The organism is Anaerococcus sp. C0059F3, assembly GCF_056590475.1.
The window spans coordinates 73815-92502 of record NZ_JBWPWE010000002.1; the positions used below are offsets into that span (position 1 = coordinate 73815).

At 31.5% G+C, this 18688-nt stretch carries 21 protein-coding genes and 3 pseudogenes; 20 read left to right on the plus strand and 4 right to left on the minus strand.

Going from position 1 to position 18688, the window contains the following annotated elements:
• The first annotated feature begins 278 nt into the window (after positions 1-278).
• From AC1EJ5_RS01460 to AC1EJ5_RS01470, 3 genes are all read left to right on the plus strand, one after another.
• Positions 279-488 (plus strand): excisionase, encoded by a 210-nt coding sequence (locus AC1EJ5_RS01460; protein WP_006700838.1) that lies wholly within the window; start codon positions 279-281, stop codon positions 486-488.
• Between the two features lie 77 nt (positions 489-565).
• Positions 566-1801, plus strand: coding sequence for a tyrosine-type recombinase/integrase (locus AC1EJ5_RS01465; protein WP_005956591.1), 1236 nt, complete (start codon positions 566-568; stop codon positions 1799-1801).
• A gap of 156 nt (positions 1802-1957) precedes the next feature.
• Positions 1958-2404 carry a methionine--tRNA ligase subunit beta gene (locus AC1EJ5_RS01470; RefSeq protein ID WP_479814077.1) on the plus strand — a complete coding sequence of 149 codons (447 nt, stop codon included), beginning with the start codon at positions 1958-1960 and terminating at the stop codon, positions 2402-2404.
• Positions 2405-2894: 490 nt separating this feature from the next.
• On the opposite strand, the gene AC1EJ5_RS01475 is transcribed toward AC1EJ5_RS01470, so the two are convergent.
• Complete coding sequence (locus tag AC1EJ5_RS01475; protein ID WP_479814079.1) at positions 2895-3488, minus strand: Crp/Fnr family transcriptional regulator; 594 nt, start codon at positions 3486-3488, stop codon at positions 2895-2897.
• A gap of 95 nt (positions 3489-3583) precedes the next feature.
• Here AC1EJ5_RS01475 and AC1EJ5_RS01480 point away from each other — a divergent pair, with 95 nt between their 5' ends.
• The 11 genes and pseudogenes from AC1EJ5_RS01480 to AC1EJ5_RS01530 all read left to right on the plus strand — a co-directional run bounded on the left by AC1EJ5_RS01480 (position 3584) and on the right by AC1EJ5_RS01530 (position 10306).
• A complete protein-coding gene (locus AC1EJ5_RS01480) occupies positions 3584-4342 on the plus strand; it encodes a class I SAM-dependent methyltransferase (protein ID WP_479814081.1) in 759 nt (252 codons plus the stop codon).
• Positions 4343-5545: an ABC transporter substrate-binding protein gene (locus AC1EJ5_RS01485; RefSeq protein WP_479814083.1), complete on the plus strand. Its 1203-nt coding sequence runs from the start codon at positions 4343-4345 to the stop codon at positions 5543-5545.
• Positions 5542-6570 carry a FecCD family ABC transporter permease gene (locus AC1EJ5_RS01490; protein ID WP_479814085.1) on the plus strand — a complete coding sequence of 343 codons (1029 nt, stop codon included), beginning with the start codon at positions 5542-5544 and terminating at the stop codon, positions 6568-6570. The genes AC1EJ5_RS01485 and AC1EJ5_RS01490 overlap by 4 nt, the downstream gene beginning before the upstream one ends.
• Entirely contained in the window at positions 6557-7360 is an 804-nt protein-coding gene (locus AC1EJ5_RS01495; RefSeq protein ID WP_479814087.1) for an ABC transporter ATP-binding protein, read from the plus strand. Before AC1EJ5_RS01490 ends, AC1EJ5_RS01495 begins: the two co-directional genes overlap by 14 nt.
• Before the next feature lies 1 nt (position 7361).
• A complete protein-coding gene (locus AC1EJ5_RS01500) occupies positions 7362-8009 on the plus strand; it encodes a cupin domain-containing protein (RefSeq protein WP_099320161.1) in 648 nt (215 codons plus the stop codon).
• A 266-nt stretch (positions 8010-8275) separates the two neighbouring features.
• Complete coding sequence (locus AC1EJ5_RS01505) at positions 8276-8386, plus strand: Maff2 family mobile element protein (RefSeq protein WP_479814331.1); 111 nt, start codon at positions 8276-8278, stop codon at positions 8384-8386.
• Entirely contained in the window at positions 8386-8454 is a 69-nt protein-coding gene (locus AC1EJ5_RS01510) for a Maff2 family mobile element protein (RefSeq protein ID WP_479814325.1), read from the plus strand. The genes AC1EJ5_RS01505 and AC1EJ5_RS01510 overlap by 1 nt, the downstream gene beginning before the upstream one ends.
• 741 nt (positions 8455-9195) lie before the next feature.
• Positions 9196-9344 (plus strand): annotated as a pseudogene (locus tag AC1EJ5_RS01515) (DUF3847 domain-containing protein); the annotation flags it as partial.
• A pseudogene (locus AC1EJ5_RS01520) lies at positions 9328-9509 on the plus strand (methionine--tRNA ligase subunit beta); the annotation flags it as partial. The pseudogenes AC1EJ5_RS01515 and AC1EJ5_RS01520, both read left to right, overlap by 17 nt.
• A 305-nt stretch (positions 9510-9814) precedes the next feature.
• Positions 9815-10033, plus strand: a complete 219-nt coding sequence (locus AC1EJ5_RS01525) for a helix-turn-helix domain-containing protein (protein WP_348938127.1) — start codon at positions 9815-9817, stop codon at positions 10031-10033.
• 3 nt (positions 10034-10036) lie between these two features.
• Positions 10037-10306: a hypothetical protein gene (locus AC1EJ5_RS01530; protein ID WP_479814090.1), complete on the plus strand. Its 270-nt coding sequence runs from the start codon at positions 10037-10039 to the stop codon at positions 10304-10306.
• Between the two features lie 274 nt (positions 10307-10580).
• Here the strand turns inward: AC1EJ5_RS01530 and AC1EJ5_RS01535 are convergent, their stop codons facing one another.
• On the minus strand, positions 10581-11096 hold the full coding sequence (locus AC1EJ5_RS01535) for a hypothetical protein (RefSeq protein ID WP_479814092.1): 516 nt from the start codon (positions 11094-11096) through the stop codon (positions 10581-10583).
• A 311-nt stretch (positions 11097-11407) separates the two neighbouring features.
• On the opposite strand from AC1EJ5_RS01535, the gene AC1EJ5_RS01540 reads away from it, so the two are divergent.
• From AC1EJ5_RS01540 to AC1EJ5_RS01565, 6 genes and pseudogenes are all read left to right on the plus strand, one after another.
• Complete coding sequence (locus AC1EJ5_RS01540) at positions 11408-11731, plus strand: restriction endonuclease subunit S (RefSeq protein WP_311486954.1); 324 nt, start codon at positions 11408-11410, stop codon at positions 11729-11731.
• Between the two features lie 176 nt (positions 11732-11907).
• Positions 11908-12068, plus strand: a pseudogene (locus AC1EJ5_RS01545) (DUF3847 domain-containing protein); the annotation flags it as partial.
• Between the two features lie 214 nt (positions 12069-12282).
• Positions 12283-12417 carry a hypothetical protein gene (locus AC1EJ5_RS01550; RefSeq protein WP_479814327.1) on the plus strand — a complete coding sequence of 45 codons (135 nt, stop codon included), beginning with the start codon at positions 12283-12285 and terminating at the stop codon, positions 12415-12417.
• Between the two features lie 42 nt (positions 12418-12459).
• Positions 12460-12660 (plus strand): hypothetical protein, encoded by a 201-nt coding sequence (locus AC1EJ5_RS01555; protein ID WP_479814093.1) that lies wholly within the window; start codon positions 12460-12462, stop codon positions 12658-12660.
• A 201-nt stretch (positions 12661-12861) separates the two neighbouring features.
• Positions 12862-16086 carry a right-handed parallel beta-helix repeat-containing protein gene (locus AC1EJ5_RS01560; protein ID WP_479814095.1) on the plus strand — a complete coding sequence of 1075 codons (3225 nt, stop codon included), beginning with the start codon at positions 12862-12864 and terminating at the stop codon, positions 16084-16086.
• A 283-nt stretch (positions 16087-16369) separates the two neighbouring features.
• Positions 16370-17209, plus strand: a complete 840-nt coding sequence (locus tag AC1EJ5_RS01565; RefSeq protein WP_308749260.1) for a DegV family protein — start codon at positions 16370-16372, stop codon at positions 17207-17209.
• A 64-nt stretch (positions 17210-17273) separates the two neighbouring features.
• Here AC1EJ5_RS01565 and AC1EJ5_RS01570 read toward each other — a convergent pair whose 3' ends face one another.
• Both AC1EJ5_RS01570 and AC1EJ5_RS01575 read right to left on the minus strand, forming a co-directional pair.
• Entirely contained in the window at positions 17274-18176 is a 903-nt protein-coding gene (locus tag AC1EJ5_RS01570) for a diacylglycerol/lipid kinase family protein (RefSeq protein ID WP_348938113.1), read from the minus strand.
• Positions 18177-18224: 48 nt separating this feature from the next.
• The gene (locus tag AC1EJ5_RS01575; protein WP_223417476.1) at positions 18225-18644 is read right to left on the minus strand and encodes a PaaI family thioesterase; all 420 of its coding nucleotides are present in this window, start codon (positions 18642-18644) and stop codon (positions 18225-18227) included.
• Positions 18645-18688 lie beyond the last annotated feature (44 nt).

Here is an 18688-nt window from a genome sequence, read left to right on the forward strand (position 1 = left end):
CAAGATCTTTCTGCTGAAAAATTCGGCAAAACAAGTACTGCTAAGCTAAAAGCAAGGGAAGAAGAAAGGGAGCGATAAGTAAGAGTTTGAATATAGGGAGGGATACCCTATTCGCTACGAAGAAAATGAGGATAATGATACTTCTAAGGTTGAAGCCGGCTCATCCTGAACAGAGGCGGAGGTGAGATTCCTATGTTGCTAATCCAAGGCACTTGTCAATGTCAAAAAACTTTAAAAATTTTAAAATAAATATTTTAAATATATTATTTGGAGGATTTATGATTAACGAAAATATAAAAGGTGTTCGTGTTTCTGAGAAAGCATTTCTAACATTAAAAGAAGCATCTGAATATTTTAATATTGGTCAAGATAAAGTTAGACAATTAACGGATGAAGATGATTGCGATTTTGTATTATTTAATGGTAGTAAGCGTCTTATTAAGAAAAAGTTAATGGAAGAATATTTAAATAGACAGTTCTCTATTTAATCTAAAACTATATATAAAACACGCTTAATGCGGTATAATAATTATAGCGTGTCTTTTATCAAAAAAGGAGAATTTTTATGGTAAAAAGACGCAAAGATAGTAAAGGGGTTGTTTTAAAAGACGGTGAATATCAAAGGTCAAATGGCACTTATGAATTTAAGTGGCAAGACAAAATAGGTCGTAGAAAATCTATCTATGCGAAAACTCTAAAAGAATTAAGAGAAAAAGAATTAGATATTTTACGCAATACTATAGATGGAATCAACAACGAAGGAAGTAGCTTGTCTGTAAATGATACTTTTAAGCTATGGACAAAGGTAAAAAGAGGTTTAAAGGATAATACCTTTAAAAATTACATCTATATGTATCAACAATTTGTAGAACCGACTTTTGGTCGCATTAAACTATCTGATATTAAAAGATCTGATGTTAGAAGTTTTTATAACAGATTAAAGGAAGATCAGGGATTGATGGTTTCTACCATAGATTGTGTTCATACTGTCTTACATCAGGTTTTAGAATTAGCAGTGGATGACGAATATATAAGGTTTAATCCGTCTGACAATGCTTTAAAGGAACTGAAAGTAGCTTATCGAAATGAATCTCCGAAGAAAAAAGCCATGACAATAGAAGAACAGGTGCTATTTGAAGAATATTTATCTAATAGTGATGAATATAAAAAATGGTATCCAATATTCATTGTTATGCTTTGGACAGGCATGAGAGTTGGAGAAGTCACAGGATTGCAATGGGACGATCTAGATTTTGATAATGGTCTTATAAATGTAAATAGGACTTTGGTATATTATAGTAAAGGTAAAGGATTAAACAATAGATATGCTATTAATACACCGAAGACAGAATCAGGTAAGCGAAGTATTCCTATGGTTCAAAAAGTAAAAGATGCTTTTCTTATGGAAAGAGAGTTACAAAAAACTTTTGGAATCGAATGTTGTGATTCAATCGATGGATTTAAAGACTTTGTATTTTTAAATAGATTCGGAAAGGTTCACAATAATGGAACACTTAATAAAGCTTTAAGAAGAATTGTTAGAGATTGCAATTTAAGTATAATGGATAAAAATAAATCGAACTCTAATGATATTCTATTAGTTCCACATTTAAGCAATCACATTTTCAGACACACCTTTACTACAAGGCTTAATGAACAAAATATAAATACAAAAGCAATGCAGTCTATTCTAGGTCATTCTGATATTAGTACAACAATGGATATATATGTAGATGCTACAGAGGACTTTAAGATAGAACAGATGGGAGAATTTGAAAAAGCAATGAAATTTATATTTTAGAATTTACGACAGCTTACGACAAATTTACGACAATTTGCTAGAAATCTATAGGCACTTATAGAGAGTTAGCAAATTGTCGTAAATGGAGAAGTACCATAAAATAGACTTTTATAGAGATTTAGACAATTATCTAAAGTAAAGGGGATTTTCCCAACAATGAAGCCACTTGGACTTGAGAAAAAAGAAAGCGAAAAGCAAAAAGTCGCAAGCATTGATGAAGACGAAGTTGTTGATTTTTCAAAGGTAGTAGTAGAAGATATATATGAAGATGTAGACTTTGAAACATTTTCTAAATCAGACTTTAGAGCTGTAAAAGTTCTAAACTGTGAAGAAGTTCCAAAATCTAAAAAACTACTAAAATTCACACTAAACGATGGATCAGGCGAAGAAAGAACCATCCTATCAGGCATCAAAGAACACTATGACGCAGAAGACCTAGTAGGTAAGACCCTTCTAGCCATTGTAAACCTCCCTCCAAGAAAAATGATGGGAATTGACTCAGAAGGAATGATAATCTCAGCCATCCACGAAGAAGAAGGCGAAGAAAAATTAAACCTAGTAATCCTATCAAACAGGATTCCTGCAGGGGCAAAAATGTATTAAAGAACACGCTAATTATGAAACTGGGATTTGTAATGAATCCCAGTTTAATTTTTATAATTGGATTAATGGAATTATTAACCTATACAATAAAATCAATTTAAAGAAAATAAATATTAGATAATCACCGGCGATAGAAATTAAAAACTTTATCGTCTTTTTTATTTGGAAGAACAACAAATGGTAGAAATGTCAATAAATTTACTGCCATGCAGATAATAGCAGCTTATTCATGTGTGAGAGTTTTGGCTGAAACCTTAGTAGGACTTCCCGTTTATTTATATAAAACAGGTTTATCATTTGAAGTAGATAGGATACCAAAAGATAGAAATCTTCAAGGATAAAAGTCTAGGAAAAAGAACCTAATTCAATATAGAGACTTGTTTGTTATACAGCTAAAAATATCATTTGAGTTTAAAATGAAATCCGTATTCTCTTAGGCTGATTTTTTGTAAATTTTGTTTATATTTAATTAGTCCTATGAGTAATACTTTTATATTAATCCCTCTTTTTTCATAAGAGATAACTCTCTTGAAAGAGCAGGCCTATTACAAGCTAAAAATTTAGCTAAGTCCTCTCTGGATAATTTATCTGAAAATAGGTAATCTTTTCCATACCTATCTATATACATATTAATTTTTTCCCTAATCTTAGGCTTAGAATATATATCTAATTTGTAAGTTAAGTATGAAATTTGTTCATCATACAATTTTATAATATTTTCCATAAAAATCGCTCTGCTTGAACAAGACCTTTTATTTTCTTCAAAGATTTTGCTAACATCAAGTGCCAAAACTTCAGAATCTTTTTTTGCGATTATGAATCTATCAGCTAGGGAGGAAAAATTCAAAGAAAAAGAGTCTGAAGCCTCATAAATTCTATCTATAATTTCTTTATCATCATCTATTGTAGATAGATCAATTCTTCCCTTCAAAACTATACCTGCCTTAAATCCCTTAGAAAAATCATATAGGTATCCGCCTTTACTAAAAACTAAGATTTTATGATCAATACAAGAAAGTATGTGGTGGATAGTATTTTCGTCTAAACCATAAAATAATTTACTTTTCACAATAATTTTTTCCATAAAATCCTTTCTTGTTGCTTTAGCAACTGCAATAAAAATCACCTATGTTATAATTATATATGTAACGATTATCATTATCAAGGAGGGAAAAACAAATGAATAAAAACAAAATTATATTTGGACATGATTTTTTAAAGATGCTTGGAAGAACAAGACTCAGACCAGGCGGCGGTCTTATGACCGATTGGTTATTTGATCAGGTACAGATTGATAAAGATATGCAAGTTTTGGAAGTTGCTTGTAATAGAGGTGATAATCTTATAAGGGTCTATACTAAATATAAATGCAAAATAATAGGTATAGATATTGACCAAGTTGCCATAGACCAAGCTTTGGAGAATATAGATCTCTTGAGTTTAGATAAGGAAATACAAGTAAAGAACATGAATGCCTTGAATTTAGATTTTGAGGATGAAACATTTGATGTAATAATTAATGAGGCTATGCTTACCATGCTAACAAATGAAGACAAAGCAAAGGCCCTTAAAAATTATCACAGGGTCTTAAAAAAGGGTGGATATTTACTAACTCATGATGTGGCAGTTGAAAACGAAAGCGAAGATATAAGAAGGCAACTTTCGAAATTTACAAATATGGATGTATATCCTCTAACAGTAGAAAATTGGAATAAATTATTCTTAGAAAATTCTTTTAGACCTTTTTCACAAAGAACTGGTAGGATGATTCTTTTAGATAGGGATACAATCATAAAAGATGAGGGACCAGTTGGAGCAGCAAATTTTTATAGAAATGCTTATGCCGAAGAAAATAGGGCAAGGTTTACAAAAATGCTAGAAAGGTCTAAAAGTTCAAATAATTCATATATAGTTTTAGCGAGTAAAAAGGAGAATTAGATGAAAACTATTAAAAAAATACTATTAATTTTATGTTTGCAAGTCTTTGCTTTAACAAGCATGACAGCTTGTGGCAAGGCAAAAACTGAAGATAAGTCAGAAAGCAAGGAAGTAGTTCAAAACGAGAATAACGAAGAGAAAGAAGATACAAAGGCAGATAAGAAAGAAGAAAAGCCTGAGGAAAGCAAGGATGAAAGTAAAAAAACAAGGACAATAACAGACCATGCAGGCAATAAAGTTGAAGTTCCAGAAAAAATTGAAAAAATAGTTATAGACCAGATTCCAATTTTATCTACCTATATGGCTTACCATCATGGAAAGGCTCCATATATCGTAGGTTATGCTGGCTCACTTAAGCAAGTAATTTCAAATACAGTTTTAAAGGACATAGCTCCAGAGCTTCTTGATAGTCAAAATACAGTTCAAGCTCAATCTGATATTAATATTGAGGAAATAATGAAGCTTAAACCAGATGTTATTTTTTACAATGCTTCGAATAAAGAACACTATGAAACTCTAAAAAAGACAGGGATTCCATGTGTAGGCTTTGCTACAGTTGGTACAAATGGACCGGCTGACCCAATAGATAGGTACACACAATGGTTAAAGCTCTTAGAAGATGTATTTGGCGAAAGCGGAAAGACAGATGATTTCATAAAAGCTGGTCAAGATATTGTAAAAGATGTTGAAGAAAGAATTTCAAAAATAGATGATAGTAAAAAACCAACTGGTGTGATTTTATGGAAGTATGTTGAAGGAGTACCAATGGTTGCTGGTAAAGGTGTTTTTGGAGATTTCTGGCTAAAGAGAATTGGTGTTAAAAATTTAGCTGATGAAACAAAAGGCTTTGCCAAAGTTTCTATTGAACAATTTTATCAATGGAATCCAGATATACTTTATCTTGATGGACCTGGTCTTCTTGATATTACAACAAAAGATGTATATGAAAATTCAGTAGAAGGTATCAATTTTTCAAATATGAAAGCTGTTAAGGATAAAAAAGTTTATAACACTAAGCTTGGTATGTGGAATTGGTTTACACCAAATCCAGACGGACCGCTTGTCCTAGCTTGGCTTGCAAAATCGACCTACCCAGAAGAATTTAAAGACTATGACCTACAAAAAATGATTAAAGATTATTATAAAACATGGTATGGATACGAATTAAATGATGAACAAATTGAGGATATGTTTGATATATGATTAAAGAAATCTTTATCAAAGATAAAAAAATAAAATTAAGCTCATATATAATCCTCATAAGTCTACCCATTTTAATTAGTATTTTGGCACTAGCCATAGGTAGAATGCCCCTTAGCATAGGACAGATTGTAGATTTTTTCAATGCTTATCTAGGAGGAGGAGACTTTGATCCTATGCTTGAATCAGTAATAATAAATGTAAGATTACCAAGAATTATTACTGGCATAGTAGTAGGAGCTGGTCTTTCCACAGCAGGTCTTGCCTTTCAAGGGGTATTTTCAAACCCCTTGGCAACTCCTGATATACTAGGTGTAAGCTCGGCTGCAAGTCTTGGAGCTGTAATCGGAATACTTTTATCACTTTCAACCCTATCTATTCAAGTCTTTGCTTTAGCTTTTGGATTAATTGGAGTAGTTTTAACCCTTTATATTGGCAAGAGTAGAACTAGGTCATCAACGATAATGCTAATACTGGCAGGTCTTGTAGTTTCATCATTATCAAATGCACTAGCGTCTCTTTTAAAATATACAGCAGACCCGACAGATAAGTTGCCAGCCATCAGTTATTGGCTTATGGGTTCTTTTGCAAGATCATCTTATAAAAACTTGATGCTTTCAGCACCCCTAATAATTATGGGAGTAATCATAATAAGACTCTTGATATTTAGACTAAATATTATGAGCTTATCAGAAGATGAAGCAAAAAGTCTTGGAGTAAATGTTAAAAAAACCAGACTTATTTTCATATTCGCATCAACACTTATTACAGCCTCATCTATATCAATGTGTGGGCAAGTCGGATGGATTGGTTTGATAATTCCTCACATGGCAAGGATGATGGTTGGAGCTAATAATACTCATACTCTACCTTTTAGTATATCTTTAGGCGCAAGTCTTATGGTACTAATAGAAGCTTTATCAAGAACGGTTTCTGTAATAGAACTACCTATTTCAGTTCTTACGGCAATAATTGGAGCTCCAATTTTTATAAGCCTAATTAGAAAAACTGGGGGTGGTTTCAATTAAACTAGAAGTAAAAAATGCAGGATTTTATTATGATAAAAATCATGAATTATTTAAGAATTTATCTTTTAGTCTGGCTCAAGGTCAGGTTTTATCTATCTTAGGGCCCAATGGTGTTGGTAAGACAAGCCTTATAAGATGTATATGTGATTTTGAAAAATGGAAACTAGGAAATAGTTTTATGGATGGAAAAGATATTGCAAGCTTTAGCCGAAGGGAATTATGGTCTAATATATCATACGTTCCTCAAAAAAGATCATTTTCTTTTGAATATTCTGGTATAGATATGGTAGTTCTAGGCCTTGCTAGCAAGCTTGGGCCTTTTGCAAAACCAGGTGAAAGAGATTATGAGAAAGCAAATAATATTATGAAAAGCTTAGCTATAGAGAAGCTTAAGGATAAGTCTTGCTCAGTAATGAGTGGGGGAGAACTTCAGATGGTTCTAATAGCCAGAGCCTTAATATCAGATCCAAGCTTAATCATATTAGATGAGCCAGAAAGTGGTCTTGATTTTAAAAATCAACTTAAAATAATTTCATTAATCAAAAAACTATCCAAGGTAGACAATATTAGTGTTATTATAAATACTCATTACCCAGCCCACGCTCTTGAAATAGCGGATAAATGCTTGATATTAATGGAAAATGCTAGACATAAAATAGGCAAAACATCTGATATTATCTGCAAGGAAAATATGAAAGACGCCTTTGGGGTAGAAGTTATACTTGAAAAAATAAAAAATGAAGAAAAAGACTATAATACAATCATTCCGATTAGTATAGTGGGAGATTAAAATGAAAAATATTAGTAAGGGAATAATCTTAAAGGCAGAAGAGATGATACCTGTAAGAGAAAACCAAACTATAAGCAAGAAACTTGTAGATTTATATGATCTTCACATCTTACTTATGAGTCTTGATCAAAACACCAGCATTTCCCCTGAATTTTATGCTGAAGAAAGAATATATTTTGCTTTAAAAGGCGAGCTTAAATTTAATAATGAAAGACTTATAAATAACGAACTAATACTTTTTGAAAAAAATAAACTTTTTAATATAGAGGCAAGGGAAAAAAGTATATTTTTAGAAATCGCAATTAACTTAAAGGAGGAAGAGATGAAAAATATTGATAAGGGACAAAAAATAAAATTAGTTGACTATTTGGATTATATTGATGGAGCCATAGCCAATATTGACCTTGTTTCAAAAGATGATTTTAGGGTGGTGATGATGGCTTTTGATGCGGGAGAGGGGCTAAAACCACACAAGGCTCCTGGAGACGCTCTTGTCCTAGCACTTGAGGGCAAGGCAAAGCTTCTTGTTGGAGATAAGGAAGTTGAGATTGAATCTGGAGAACAAATAGTATTTCCGGCAAATGTAATGCATAATGTAACTGCAATTACAAGATTTAAAATGTTATTAATATTATCTGTAGATAAATAAAAAAAGATTGAATGATTTTCAATCATAAATCTGAACACAAAAAATTGGAACTAATACCAGAGTTAGCATTAAAGCTTGCTCTGGTGTTTATTTGTTATAAAAATGATTTTTTTTGTACATTAAATTATTAAAACTATTTGAAAATGCAACTTGTAAGTACAACTTTTGATTTTAATAAAGAGAACAATATTTATTCCTGAGATGCAGACAGAGGTTATGGCCCATATGCTTATATAGGGCTATACAAACAAAAGAGATTAAGATTAATGGGCAAGGTGTGTTATAATTATTGTCGAAAAGAAGCTGGAGTTGGAGTTTTAAAGACACTTGTAACTGCGATTGGTGCAGGTTTAGGATCATGGGGAGTTATAACTTAATGGAAGGTTATGGTAATGATAAGCCTGGTGCTAAATCTCAAGGTATTAAGCAATTTATGGCAAAATAAGGACGGAATTACACAACAAATTCTCTAAAACAAATCACTAAATCAATGTAAGATTGAATGAAATCAATATCTATGCTATAATTAAATAAACTAATAAAGAGAAGGTGAAGCTGCTAACGCGGCAGGTGCAGCCATTGTTGAAGTTACTGCATTAAACCTTGAAATAGATAATTGTCAGAGTGTTTGGAGGCTTTATGATGCGTAAAAGTAGATTAGAAAAGTTCAGAAATATGCTATTGATAATAGCTAGATTTTCGGCGCTTTTGTCCTCATTGTACTTCTTTTTTAGAATAAGAGATTATATAATAGCACTTATTTTTTTTATTATGTTTCTTCAATTGATGTTGTTAAGGCAGTCTAATGGGTAAAATAGTGTCTCTAATAATTCAAATTATAGTCATTACATGTATTTTTGCGATTGCTATAACTGCCAGTTATTTTGGACTTCCAAATCCAATTGGAGTAATAATAGGAGTTATACTATTTATAGTTTATGATGTTTTATTTATGACTTTAATAGATAAATTCAAAAAAAGAAGACGCAAATAAGGCGAATTATTTGTATAAAAGTGCTTGAATTATTTACCTTTTATATGGCATTGTACAAGAATACTGGAAAATAAATTATCAGCATGTAAAAAACAGTAAATCAAATCGGTTTACTGTTATTTTATTGCTCAAATTTTAAAAGAAAGAGAGGAATACGACCAATGAAAATATAGAAGAAAAAATCTTAATGAACAAGAAAGAAAAGCAAGAACTTATAGTCTCATAACAATAAGACCAATTTTAGAAAGCCTTATAGAAAATTCAGAAAAACTAACAGATGAAGAAATAAAAATCCTACTAAAAAACCAACAAAAACAAAAGAATTTAAAAAAATACTATGACGCAGAAGACCTAGTAGGGAAAACCCTCCTTGCTATTATAAACCTCCAACAAGAAAAATGATGGGAATCTACTCAGAAGGTATGATTATATCTGCAATTTGCGAGTACGACGGAGAAGATAAACTTAACTTAATAATGTTGGATAATAATATTCCAGCAGGATAAAAACTATATTAAAGAACACGCTAATTATAAAACTGGGGTTTGTAATGAATGCCAGTTTAATTTTTATGATTGGATTAATAGAAATATTAAACTATACAATAAAACCAATTTAAAGAAAAATAAATATTAGATAATCTCAGACGATAGAAATTAATACCTATATCGTCATTTTTTTACACTAAAAATAAGGGCGGAATAAAGCAACAAATTCTCTAAAATAAAACACTAAACCAATGTAAGATAGAATGAAATCAATATTTATGCTTTAATTAAATAAATCTAATAAAGAGAAAAAGAGGGATATTATGGCACTTAATTATAAACCATTATGGATACAGTTAGCAAAAAAAGGATTAAACAAAACAGATGTAATAGCTATGGCAGGACTAACAACAAATGTTATGGCACAAATGGGTAAGGATAAACCAATTACATTTAAGAATTTAGAAAAAATATGTAATGCATTAGATTGCACTCCTAATGATATCATTAGTTTTGAAGATAATTTTAGTGACGAGGAATAGAAAATGAGTTTAAGGACAGAAGATCAAGTTAGGGATTATGCGAAATTAGTATTAGGCTTTGATGAAACTGAAGAAAATGTTGTTCAAGGGACTGGTCAAATAACAACTTTTAATCAATTAAGCTTCAAGGGATATTCAGATAAGCCAGATGGTTGGTGTTTACCTAAAAATATGAATGATGTAGCAATAATCAGGGGCTTGAATATTAGAAATCTCTTGGAAAATACACCAACTAAAACAACAGCTCCTACATACATAAAGAAAAAGCAGTAAATTCCTTATTTACTACTTTAATTATAGTTTCTAATTTCATTATTTGAAGCTATTTACTATCATTAGTTGTACTTGTCCTAATGGAATATTAAATATTATTCCATAAATAGACATTCCAAGTAATAATATTGCAATAAGAACTCCAATTCCGTAAAGGTAGCCGTTGCTAACCTTAGCTTTTTTAACTTTAATATTTATAAAACTATATATTAGGAATACTGTAAATATAAAAGCCAAAATATAATTTGGTAACATATTCACAATAAATTACCTTTTATTTACAAAATTTATTCCAAAAATCCACCCAGCTGCCATGTACTTCTCTTTGGTCAATGTAGGTAAAAGTATCTTCATCATACCAATCATGGTTAACTAAATCATCAATAGTCTCAGGAACAAAAAAGTTGAAAAACTCTTTCTTGAATGAACTACCATACTGTAAATAATATGCACCTACCATCTTTGTAAAATTGGTTTTCTTTACGTCATGTGGTTTATAGATAAGTGTTTCTCCAACCTGATTTAAATCAGGGCTTACTTCAAGAAAAACTAAACTTAGATTATCTTCCTTATAGCCAAGTATAAAACTTCTATATTTATAGGAAACAGTACGAAGCACTACGAAATTCGCACCACCAATATCTTCCGAATAAGCATAAACTATTTTATATTCCGAACCATTATCTACTTGTCTATCAAAGATTTCTCTCATGCGATTTTTGTTTTCATCGCTTTTTACTTTATCTAACTCAACTGTTTTTTTGCCACCAAATAGATTAAACAAGCCCATTTTATTATCTCCTATCATAATTTTAAATTCTTTATATTGATTATAGTTTTTTTGTACAATTTTTACAAACACAAAATATTGACTAAAAATTTCTTAAAATTTTTTTAACTCAGATACTTTAAAAATGCAAAATTAAATAAGGTTAATACTTCAAAACGGAGAGAGTTTATATTTGGTGATTTATTTGAAAATATTAAAAAGCCTGACGTGCTTCATGCAAGTGAAGTCGTTGAAGATGAGAACGGTATTCCTTATGTAGTAAGAACAAAATTTAATAATGGTATAAAATATAGAGTTACTGAAACTAAAAAATGATTCCTAGCCTTAAGGGAGTTATATTATTTGGTGCAGAGAATGCATCATTCTTTTATCAAAAAGAAAACTTTGTATTTGGAAGAGATATTTATTATATTGATACAAGACATTTGAGTGAGAAAGCATGTCTATTTTTAGTATCGTGTTTAGACACATTGACTGATAAATATTCTTATAGTTATGGACTATTTCCCGATTTGTTAAAGAAAGAAAAGATAAAACTACCAGTAGATGTTCATGGTAATCCCGATTGGGATTATATGGAAAAATATATTGAAAAAATAAAAGAAAATTGCAATAGAGAAATTCATTGTGTTTGAATTAAAAACGATTAGAAATAAAAATCTAGTCATTTTTTTATTTTAAGAAAGGATACAAATGGCAAGTAAAAGAATAAAGTTAAGTATTGAAGAACAGATCGAAAAGAAATAAGAAAGCATTAAGCGATTACAAAATCAAAAAAGACAGTTGAAGAAAAAATCTTAATGAATAAGAAAGAAAAGCAAGAACTCATAGACTCATAACAAGAAGACCAATCTTAGAAAGTCTTATAGAAAATGCAGAAGAACTAACAGATGAAGAAATAAAAATCCTACTAAAAAAATAACAAAAACAAAAGAAGTTAAAGAAACACTTAGAGTAATAATGAAAATATAAAATATTAGCATAGATATTATATAATGATAAATTAGGAAAAGGTAATCAAAAATATTAAAAAGTATTGATATTCAAACGAAATTATGTTAAACTTTAGTTAACCAAAGAAAGGTGATATAATGGAAAGTAAAATCGAGAAATACCGTAAACCTTTAGGGTTATCGCAACATAGATTTGGGAAAAAGTAGGTATATCAAGGACGAGTATAAACAAAATAGAAACTAGGAAAACAATTCCGAGTCTTAAAACTGCTAACGATATAGCAAATGCTTTAGGGGTTTGTATGTATCAGATTTTTGATTTGGACGGAGAAGGAACATATAAATGTCATAGTCGTAATTGTTGTTAGGAATTATATGACTATATTTAGTAAAATGGAGGAGGATGCTATATGAACTTAAAAGTTGTAGCAAAAGTTTTCGGTTCTTTAATTCCTGCTATTATTGGGACATATTTGTTAGTTAAAGATTATATAGCAGCGGCAAATCATCCTGAATGGAGTGTTTCGCCAATGGTAATGTGGGTGAAATTTGGCGTATGTTTGATTGTTAGCATCATCCTGCTTCTTGTCGTTTTTAGACAAAAGAGTTGAAAGGTTTTTGTGATCTTAAAACAATATAAACAGAAAAATTAAAGTTAAAATCAATACTATAGCGTAGCGACTAAGATTTCATTCTTAGTCGCTTTTTATGGCAAAAATTTTAAATGAACAAATGAAAACTTTTCGTATTTGTAGATATTTACAAGCTGTGCTATATAATATTTATAAGAAACTTGTAAAGGAGTCGTTAAGATGAAGCTTTTTAAAAAAACAATTAGTAAATCCTTAGCAATATTGATTACGTTTTCAATTATATTGACCTACCTATCACCTCTCGTCTATGCCTTGGATGAGTGCAATGATAAGGCGGGAGTTGAGACTGGAGTAGTCGAAAGCAAGGAAGGCATGGTAAAGGAGCCAGAAAAAGAGGAAAAATCTTCAGAAGAAGGTAATTTTACGAAAGATAATAAGAAAAAAGAAGAACCTAAACAAGATTCAAAAAGAGATGAATCTTCAAAAGAGGATGCAAAAAAAGATAATGCCAAAAAAGAAGAAAAAAAAGATTCGAATAAGGAAGAAAACTCCGAGGATAAAAAGGAAGATTCTGATGAATTAAACCTAGGAGAAGAAAAAGTCCCAAATCCTGTAGGAAATCCAGAAGAATCGAAAACTTTCACTGTAACTAAAAGACCTCTCGGTAGTACTGAAGATGGTGAACTCGTCGGAAATTATGATACCTTATATGATGCAATGGGTAATGTCATGCAAAACGATTTAAGCAATGAATATGTTGTTACTTTGAATAGTGATTATGATATTCCTGTTGATGAGAGTGTTTGGGATAGAAACTACGCAAATATCCTTCTTAGATCAGCTAATAACAAAAAATATACTCTTAAAAGACTAGGGACAAGATTAATTTTTTATGTTTCTAAGGATTGTAAATTTAGAACTGAAAATATAATTTTAGACGGAAACAATGATGGAGAACTTACATTTTTATCGGAAAATGGGGTACTAACTTTTGGTAGAGGTACAATAGTACAGAATTTTATTGATGTCCCTTTAGCAGATGGTCCTGCTATTTTTATGTATTCAGGTTCTACTCTAAATATAGAGGAAGGAACAGTTATACAAAATAATAACTCTAAATCACAAGGAGGAATAATTCAAGGTAGACATGGTGCAACTATAAATATTTCTGGGGGAACCTTTTCAAATAATAAATCCAATACAAGCGACGGTGGTTTCCTAGCAGCTTATGGTAATTTGAATATAACTGGGGGAATTTTCAAAGGAAATGTTGCTAAGAAAACAGGTGGAGCTATTATAGTTGGCTCAAGAGCAACTGCTAAAATCGAAAATGCCAGTTTTGAAAATAACCATGCCAGTACAGCTGGTGCGGTTTACTCATCAAGTCCTTTAACAATAAGGAACTCTACATTTGAAAAAAATGAAGCTAATTGGGGAGGAGCGATTTTCACATCAAAAAAACTCGAATTGGAAAACTGTAATTTCTCAGAAAATATATCACAAAAAGCCGGTGGTTCTGTATATTTATCAGGCGCAGATATAAAAAATACTGAGTTTATTGGTAATAAATCAGGAAGTCAAGGTGGAGGAATTTATCTAAAAAGTGGAGAAGTGAAAATAGAAAATTCGACTTTTTCTGGAAATTTTTCTAGAAGCGGCGGCGGTGGAATTTTTGTAAACCAAGACAATTCCCATCCTGTTAGTATAACAAACTCTACTTTTACTGAAAATACTTCGTATGGTTTTGGTGGCGGAATTTATTTAGGCCTTAATTCCATCTTGGATGTCAAAAATTCTGAATTTTCAAAAAACGCAGCAGCTTATGGTGCAGGAATATCCACTGCAGGTGAAGTTAGAAATTCCAAAACCGCAAGGTTGAGTGTTGATAACACAAGTTTTAGTGAAAATGAATCACTTATGGGAGCAGGGATATATACATCATTCCCAACAACTGTCAATACTTGTACCTTTACTAAAAATATTGCTCAAGTTCATCCTCAAGATGAACAAAGCAATCCACATTTATCTGGAGTTGGTGGAGCAATGGAGATTGCTGATAGCAAAACAGAAATAAAAAATTCTAGATTTGAATCTAACAGTGCTTTTGGTTCTGGAGGAGCAATTGGTATAAATGGAGTTAACAGAGATGAAAACAATAATATTAAAGGAATTAAGCCTAATATAAAATTAGAAATTTCTGAAAATAGTAAATTCATTGGCAATACTTGTGAAGTAGGTCAAGGTGGTGCGATTTATACAAATCCTTATGAATATAAAGACCCTATTGAAGATGAAAATGCTTATAAAAATCTTACAATAGATAAGACTACCATATTTAATGACAATATTGCAAAAGCGGGCTTATATGATCCGCCTAGTAATTATGAAGAGTTTACTAATTTGCAATTCGACCCTGATTCTGATGTAAAACATAAGTCATTAGAAGTATCTAGTTTGTTAAATAACTATGATGTTAATTATAAAAATGATAAATATCTAATTGTATACGATGCTAATGGTGGAAAATTTGCTGATGGTACTAGTGTTAAGCAAAAAAGACATAGCAAAGATAAACAAATAACAATTATGTCAGCTCCAACTAGAGAGGGATATAAATTCCTATATTGGAAGGGCTCAAAGTACTATCCTGGAGAAACATACAAAGTTACAGAAGATCATTCCTTCATCGCTCAATGGAATAAAATTCCAGAGCTTGAAGTCAAGGATGCTGTTATTGAAAAAGGTCAGTCCATAGAGTTAAGAAGTCTTATAACAAAGGCGGCTGATGAAGAAGATGGTCCTGATTTAAAAGCGACTGTTGTAATTGATAATAGCGGATTTGATTCCAATACGCCTGGTGTATATAAGATAAAATATACATTAACAGATAAGAACGGGGCGAGTGTTGAAAAAATAGCCACAATAACTGTCAAAGAAAAGAAGAAGCCTGATAATCCTCCAATTATTATCCCAGATTACACACCAGATAAGCCAAGCGAAGAAAAGCCAGAAGAAAAACCAGAGGAAAAATCTAAAGAAAAACCTGAAGATAAGCCTCTAGTAATTCCAGAAGAAAATACTCCTCCAATCCTAGAAGTTAAAGATACTGAAATAAATGAGGGGGAAAAGCTTGATCTTAAGAGTTTGATTATTAAGGCTTCTGATAAGGAAGATGGGGATAATTTGATAGATAAGGTTGTGATAGAAAAGGGAAATTTTGATTGTAATGTTCCTGGTATTTATAAAATACAATATAGCTTAACTGATAGCATGGGCGTTAAAATCTCAAAGACAGCTACTGTCAAAGTTTTATCCAAAATAAAAAAATTAGTCGAAACAAATCCAAAAAAATCACCAAAAACTGGAGTGGAAGCAAGTTTTGCTGTTTATTCTAGTCTTCTTGCTTTATCAACAGGAGTTTATTACTCTTTAAGAAAAAAATAAGCTTGTTTAATTAGTCAGATTAAAAATATTATAATATTTTTAAAAGGAAGTTTAAGTACCAACTCTATTTTAAATAAGATAGGGTTGGTATTTTTATTAAGGAATATAAGCTTAGGTTTGACTTAAAAGTTTTATTTCTTGACAAGGAGGCAATTCAAGATAAAATAATACTAATCTAGTTATTAAAACTAGATAAAAAATGAAAGGATTTTTAATTGATATAAAATATAAGATAAGATTTCATATTTGAATTTAATATAAAAATGAGATAAAGGGAATAGTTATGGAAAAGATTGCTATTTTAACAGATTCGGCTTCTAATATAGAAGAAAATATAAGCGAGGGGATTTTTGTTGTACCCTTGTATGTGAACTTTGATACTGAGTCTAAAAAAGACTTGGTGGAAATAAGTCCTGTGGAACTTTTTGAAAGAATGGATAAAGAGAATGCTTCTACTTCAGCTCCATCTATAGATGATTTTGATGAAAAAATCAAGTTTATTAAAGAACTAGGCTACACAAAGATACTTGCCATAGGTGTTTCCCAGGCCTTGTCTGGGACTTATAATGCTATGAGGATTGCGCTGGAAGATGGTGACATGGAATATGTCCTTATTGATAGCAAAAATATTACTATGACCGAGGGTCTTTTGGTTATGTATGCCAAAAGCTTAGTCACAAAAGGACTTGGCATAGATGAAATAAGTAAGAATGTGAAAGGAAAAATCAAAGACCTAAGACTTTTTGCCACTGTTAGTGATTTAAAATACATGATTAGGGGTGGGAGATTAAGTGCTGTTGAAGGTCTTCTCGGTGGGACTTTGAGGATTAACCCGGTTCTTACCATTGAAGAGAAGGGAACTATAGGAAATTACAAATCTGTAATGGGAAGAAAAAGGGCAGTCAATTTTATAGCTAGGGAAACCCAAAAGGCCCTAGCTGAGGCTGATGGATATTACCTAGCCCTTGCCTATGGCAAAGATGTCAAGGATATTGCTGATATTAAGGAAAAATTAGGGGATTTAATTAAGGGAGCTGACCTCTATATTGAATCTTCCGTTACTGCGGTTTTGGGTTGCCACTCAGGTCCTAGCACCTATGTTGTAAGTTTCCTAAAATTATAAGTAAAAAACTGACCCTAAATTTTGTTTTAAAATAAGAGGGTCAGCTTTTTTTATCTCTATAATTTTATTCAAAGACCACCCAATTTAAGGCTTGGGGCAAGACTTGGAACTTTATTTCGTCTGTCTCAAAGATTTCTCCATCGGCGTTGGCAATGAATTTGTTTTTGGACCTGATAGTTCCAGATTTTACAAGGATTTCGTTGATATACTTGCTTTCCTTATGGCGACCTTCCTTGTATTTTTTTATAAGTGGGATAAATCGTATAAAGGGAATCTTATCTGCCAAAAGTAGGTTTAGGACTCCGTCGTCAATTTTTGCCTCAGGGGCAGGGTTAAAACCAGACCCGTAAAAGCCACCGTTACATAGGGCAGAGATTAGGTAATTCCCCTTGATTTCAAAATTTGATCCGTCAACTAATTCTAATTTTAATTCCAAATTTTCACAATTAATCTTATTTAAGGACTTAAGAACGGCGAGGCCATAGGCTTTTTTGCCGAGCTTTGGATTTTTATCAAGGTAATCGTAGGCCCTTTTTAAAACCTGGGTGTCAAAGCCAAGGCTTGTCACGTTTATAGAATAAAAGTCGTTGACCTTTATTAGGTCAATTTTTTTTGTCTTAAAATTCAAAAGGGAATTTAGGGTGAAAGACTCATAGTCAAAGTTTTTGGCAAAGTCATTTCCTGTTCCTGTTGGTATAAGGCCAAGGGTCATATCTTTGCCATAAGCCACGTTCACCAGCTCATTTAAGGATCCATCTCCACCGCAAATTATAACGATTTTTTCGTCATATTTAAGGGAGTCAAAGGCGTCGATTAGGTACTTGGTGTGGTTTTTATACCTAGTATTGACGACTTCTATCTCAGAAAGTTTGCCAGCCTTCCTAAAAGTTTCTTCTATATCTTCTTTTTTTATGTCAAATTCTGTCTTACCAGCTTTTGAGTTAATAATAAATAAAATCTTTCTCATGATAATCCTATTTATCCTTTATTTGTCCTACAATTATATTTGTTAAAATCAAAATGTTTTGTACTTTCCTTTTGAATAAGCCATGTTGCCAGTTGTTGATTTTTCAAGCTTGTCATTAATAATGGCAAATTCTGTTCTTGTTATGGCGGTTGTTTTTTCATCGTCCCCGTAGACTTCGCAATCAACAGTGATTATCCTTGATCCCCTTTTGATGACCTTGGCTTTGGCGTAAATGTAGTCTGTCGCCATAAGAGGCCTTAGGAAGTGGGTAGTCATGGATAGGGTTGGGGCTGTGTATTTTTTGGCTGAAGCAATGTAGCCTGAAGCATTGTCAGCAAGGGTCATTAAAACTCCGCCATGAACGACATTTAATTCATTTAGGAAATTTTTTTCCATTTTACACCTTAAAATAAGGTTGTCTTCGTCTATTTCTCTTATTTCTATATCAAATTGATCACTAAAACTCATATAAACTCCTTTTATCGTTATAATTATATGATTTTTGGAAAATC

Excerpts from the sequence above, each read along its gene's own strand:
- AC1EJ5_RS01540 (WP_311486954.1), top strand. The coding sequence starts at position 11,408 with ATGATTCCTAGCCTTAAGGGAGTTATATTATTTGGTGCAGAGAATGCA.
- AC1EJ5_RS01530 (WP_479814090.1), top strand. The coding sequence starts at position 10,037 with ATGAGTTTAAGGACAGAAGATCAAGTTAGGGATTATGCGAAATTAGTA.
- AC1EJ5_RS01500 (WP_099320161.1), top strand. The coding sequence starts at position 7,362 with ATGAAAAATATTAGTAAGGGAATAATCTTAAAGGCAGAAGAGATGATA.
- AC1EJ5_RS01560 (WP_479814095.1), top strand. The coding sequence starts at position 12,862 with ATGAAGCTTTTTAAAAAAACAATTAGTAAATCCTTAGCAATATTGATT.
- AC1EJ5_RS01565 (WP_308749260.1), top strand. The coding sequence starts at position 16,370 with ATGGAAAAGATTGCTATTTTAACAGATTCGGCTTCTAATATAGAAGAA.
- AC1EJ5_RS01570 (WP_348938113.1), bottom strand. The coding sequence starts at position 18,176 with ATGAGAAAGATTTTATTTATTATTAACTCAAAAGCTGGTAAGACAGAA.
- AC1EJ5_RS01505 (WP_479814331.1), top strand. The coding sequence starts at position 8,276 with ATGGGCAAGGTGTGTTATAATTATTGTCGAAAAGAAGCTGGAGTTGGA.
- AC1EJ5_RS01535 (WP_479814092.1), bottom strand. The coding sequence starts at position 11,096 with ATGGGCTTGTTTAATCTATTTGGTGGCAAAAAAACAGTTGAGTTAGAT.
- AC1EJ5_RS01480 (WP_479814081.1), top strand. The coding sequence starts at position 3,584 with ATGAATAAAAACAAAATTATATTTGGACATGATTTTTTAAAGATGCTT.
- AC1EJ5_RS01485 (WP_479814083.1), top strand. The coding sequence starts at position 4,343 with ATGAAAACTATTAAAAAAATACTATTAATTTTATGTTTGCAAGTCTTT.
- AC1EJ5_RS01525 (WP_348938127.1), top strand. The coding sequence starts at position 9,815 with ATGGCACTTAATTATAAACCATTATGGATACAGTTAGCAAAAAAAGGA.
- AC1EJ5_RS01460 (WP_006700838.1), top strand. The coding sequence starts at position 279 with ATGATTAACGAAAATATAAAAGGTGTTCGTGTTTCTGAGAAAGCATTT.
- AC1EJ5_RS01490 (WP_479814085.1), top strand. The coding sequence starts at position 5,542 with ATGATTAAAGAAATCTTTATCAAAGATAAAAAAATAAAATTAAGCTCA.
- AC1EJ5_RS01465 (WP_005956591.1), top strand. The coding sequence starts at position 566 with ATGGTAAAAAGACGCAAAGATAGTAAAGGGGTTGTTTTAAAAGACGGT.
- AC1EJ5_RS01575 (WP_223417476.1), bottom strand. The coding sequence starts at position 18,644 with ATGAGTTTTAGTGATCAATTTGATATAGAAATAAGAGAAATAGACGAA.
- AC1EJ5_RS01555 (WP_479814093.1), top strand. The coding sequence starts at position 12,460 with ATGAACTTAAAAGTTGTAGCAAAAGTTTTCGGTTCTTTAATTCCTGCT.
- AC1EJ5_RS01475 (WP_479814079.1), bottom strand. The coding sequence starts at position 3,488 with ATGGAAAAAATTATTGTGAAAAGTAAATTATTTTATGGTTTAGACGAA.
- AC1EJ5_RS01470 (WP_479814077.1), top strand. The coding sequence starts at position 1,958 with ATGAAGCCACTTGGACTTGAGAAAAAAGAAAGCGAAAAGCAAAAAGTC.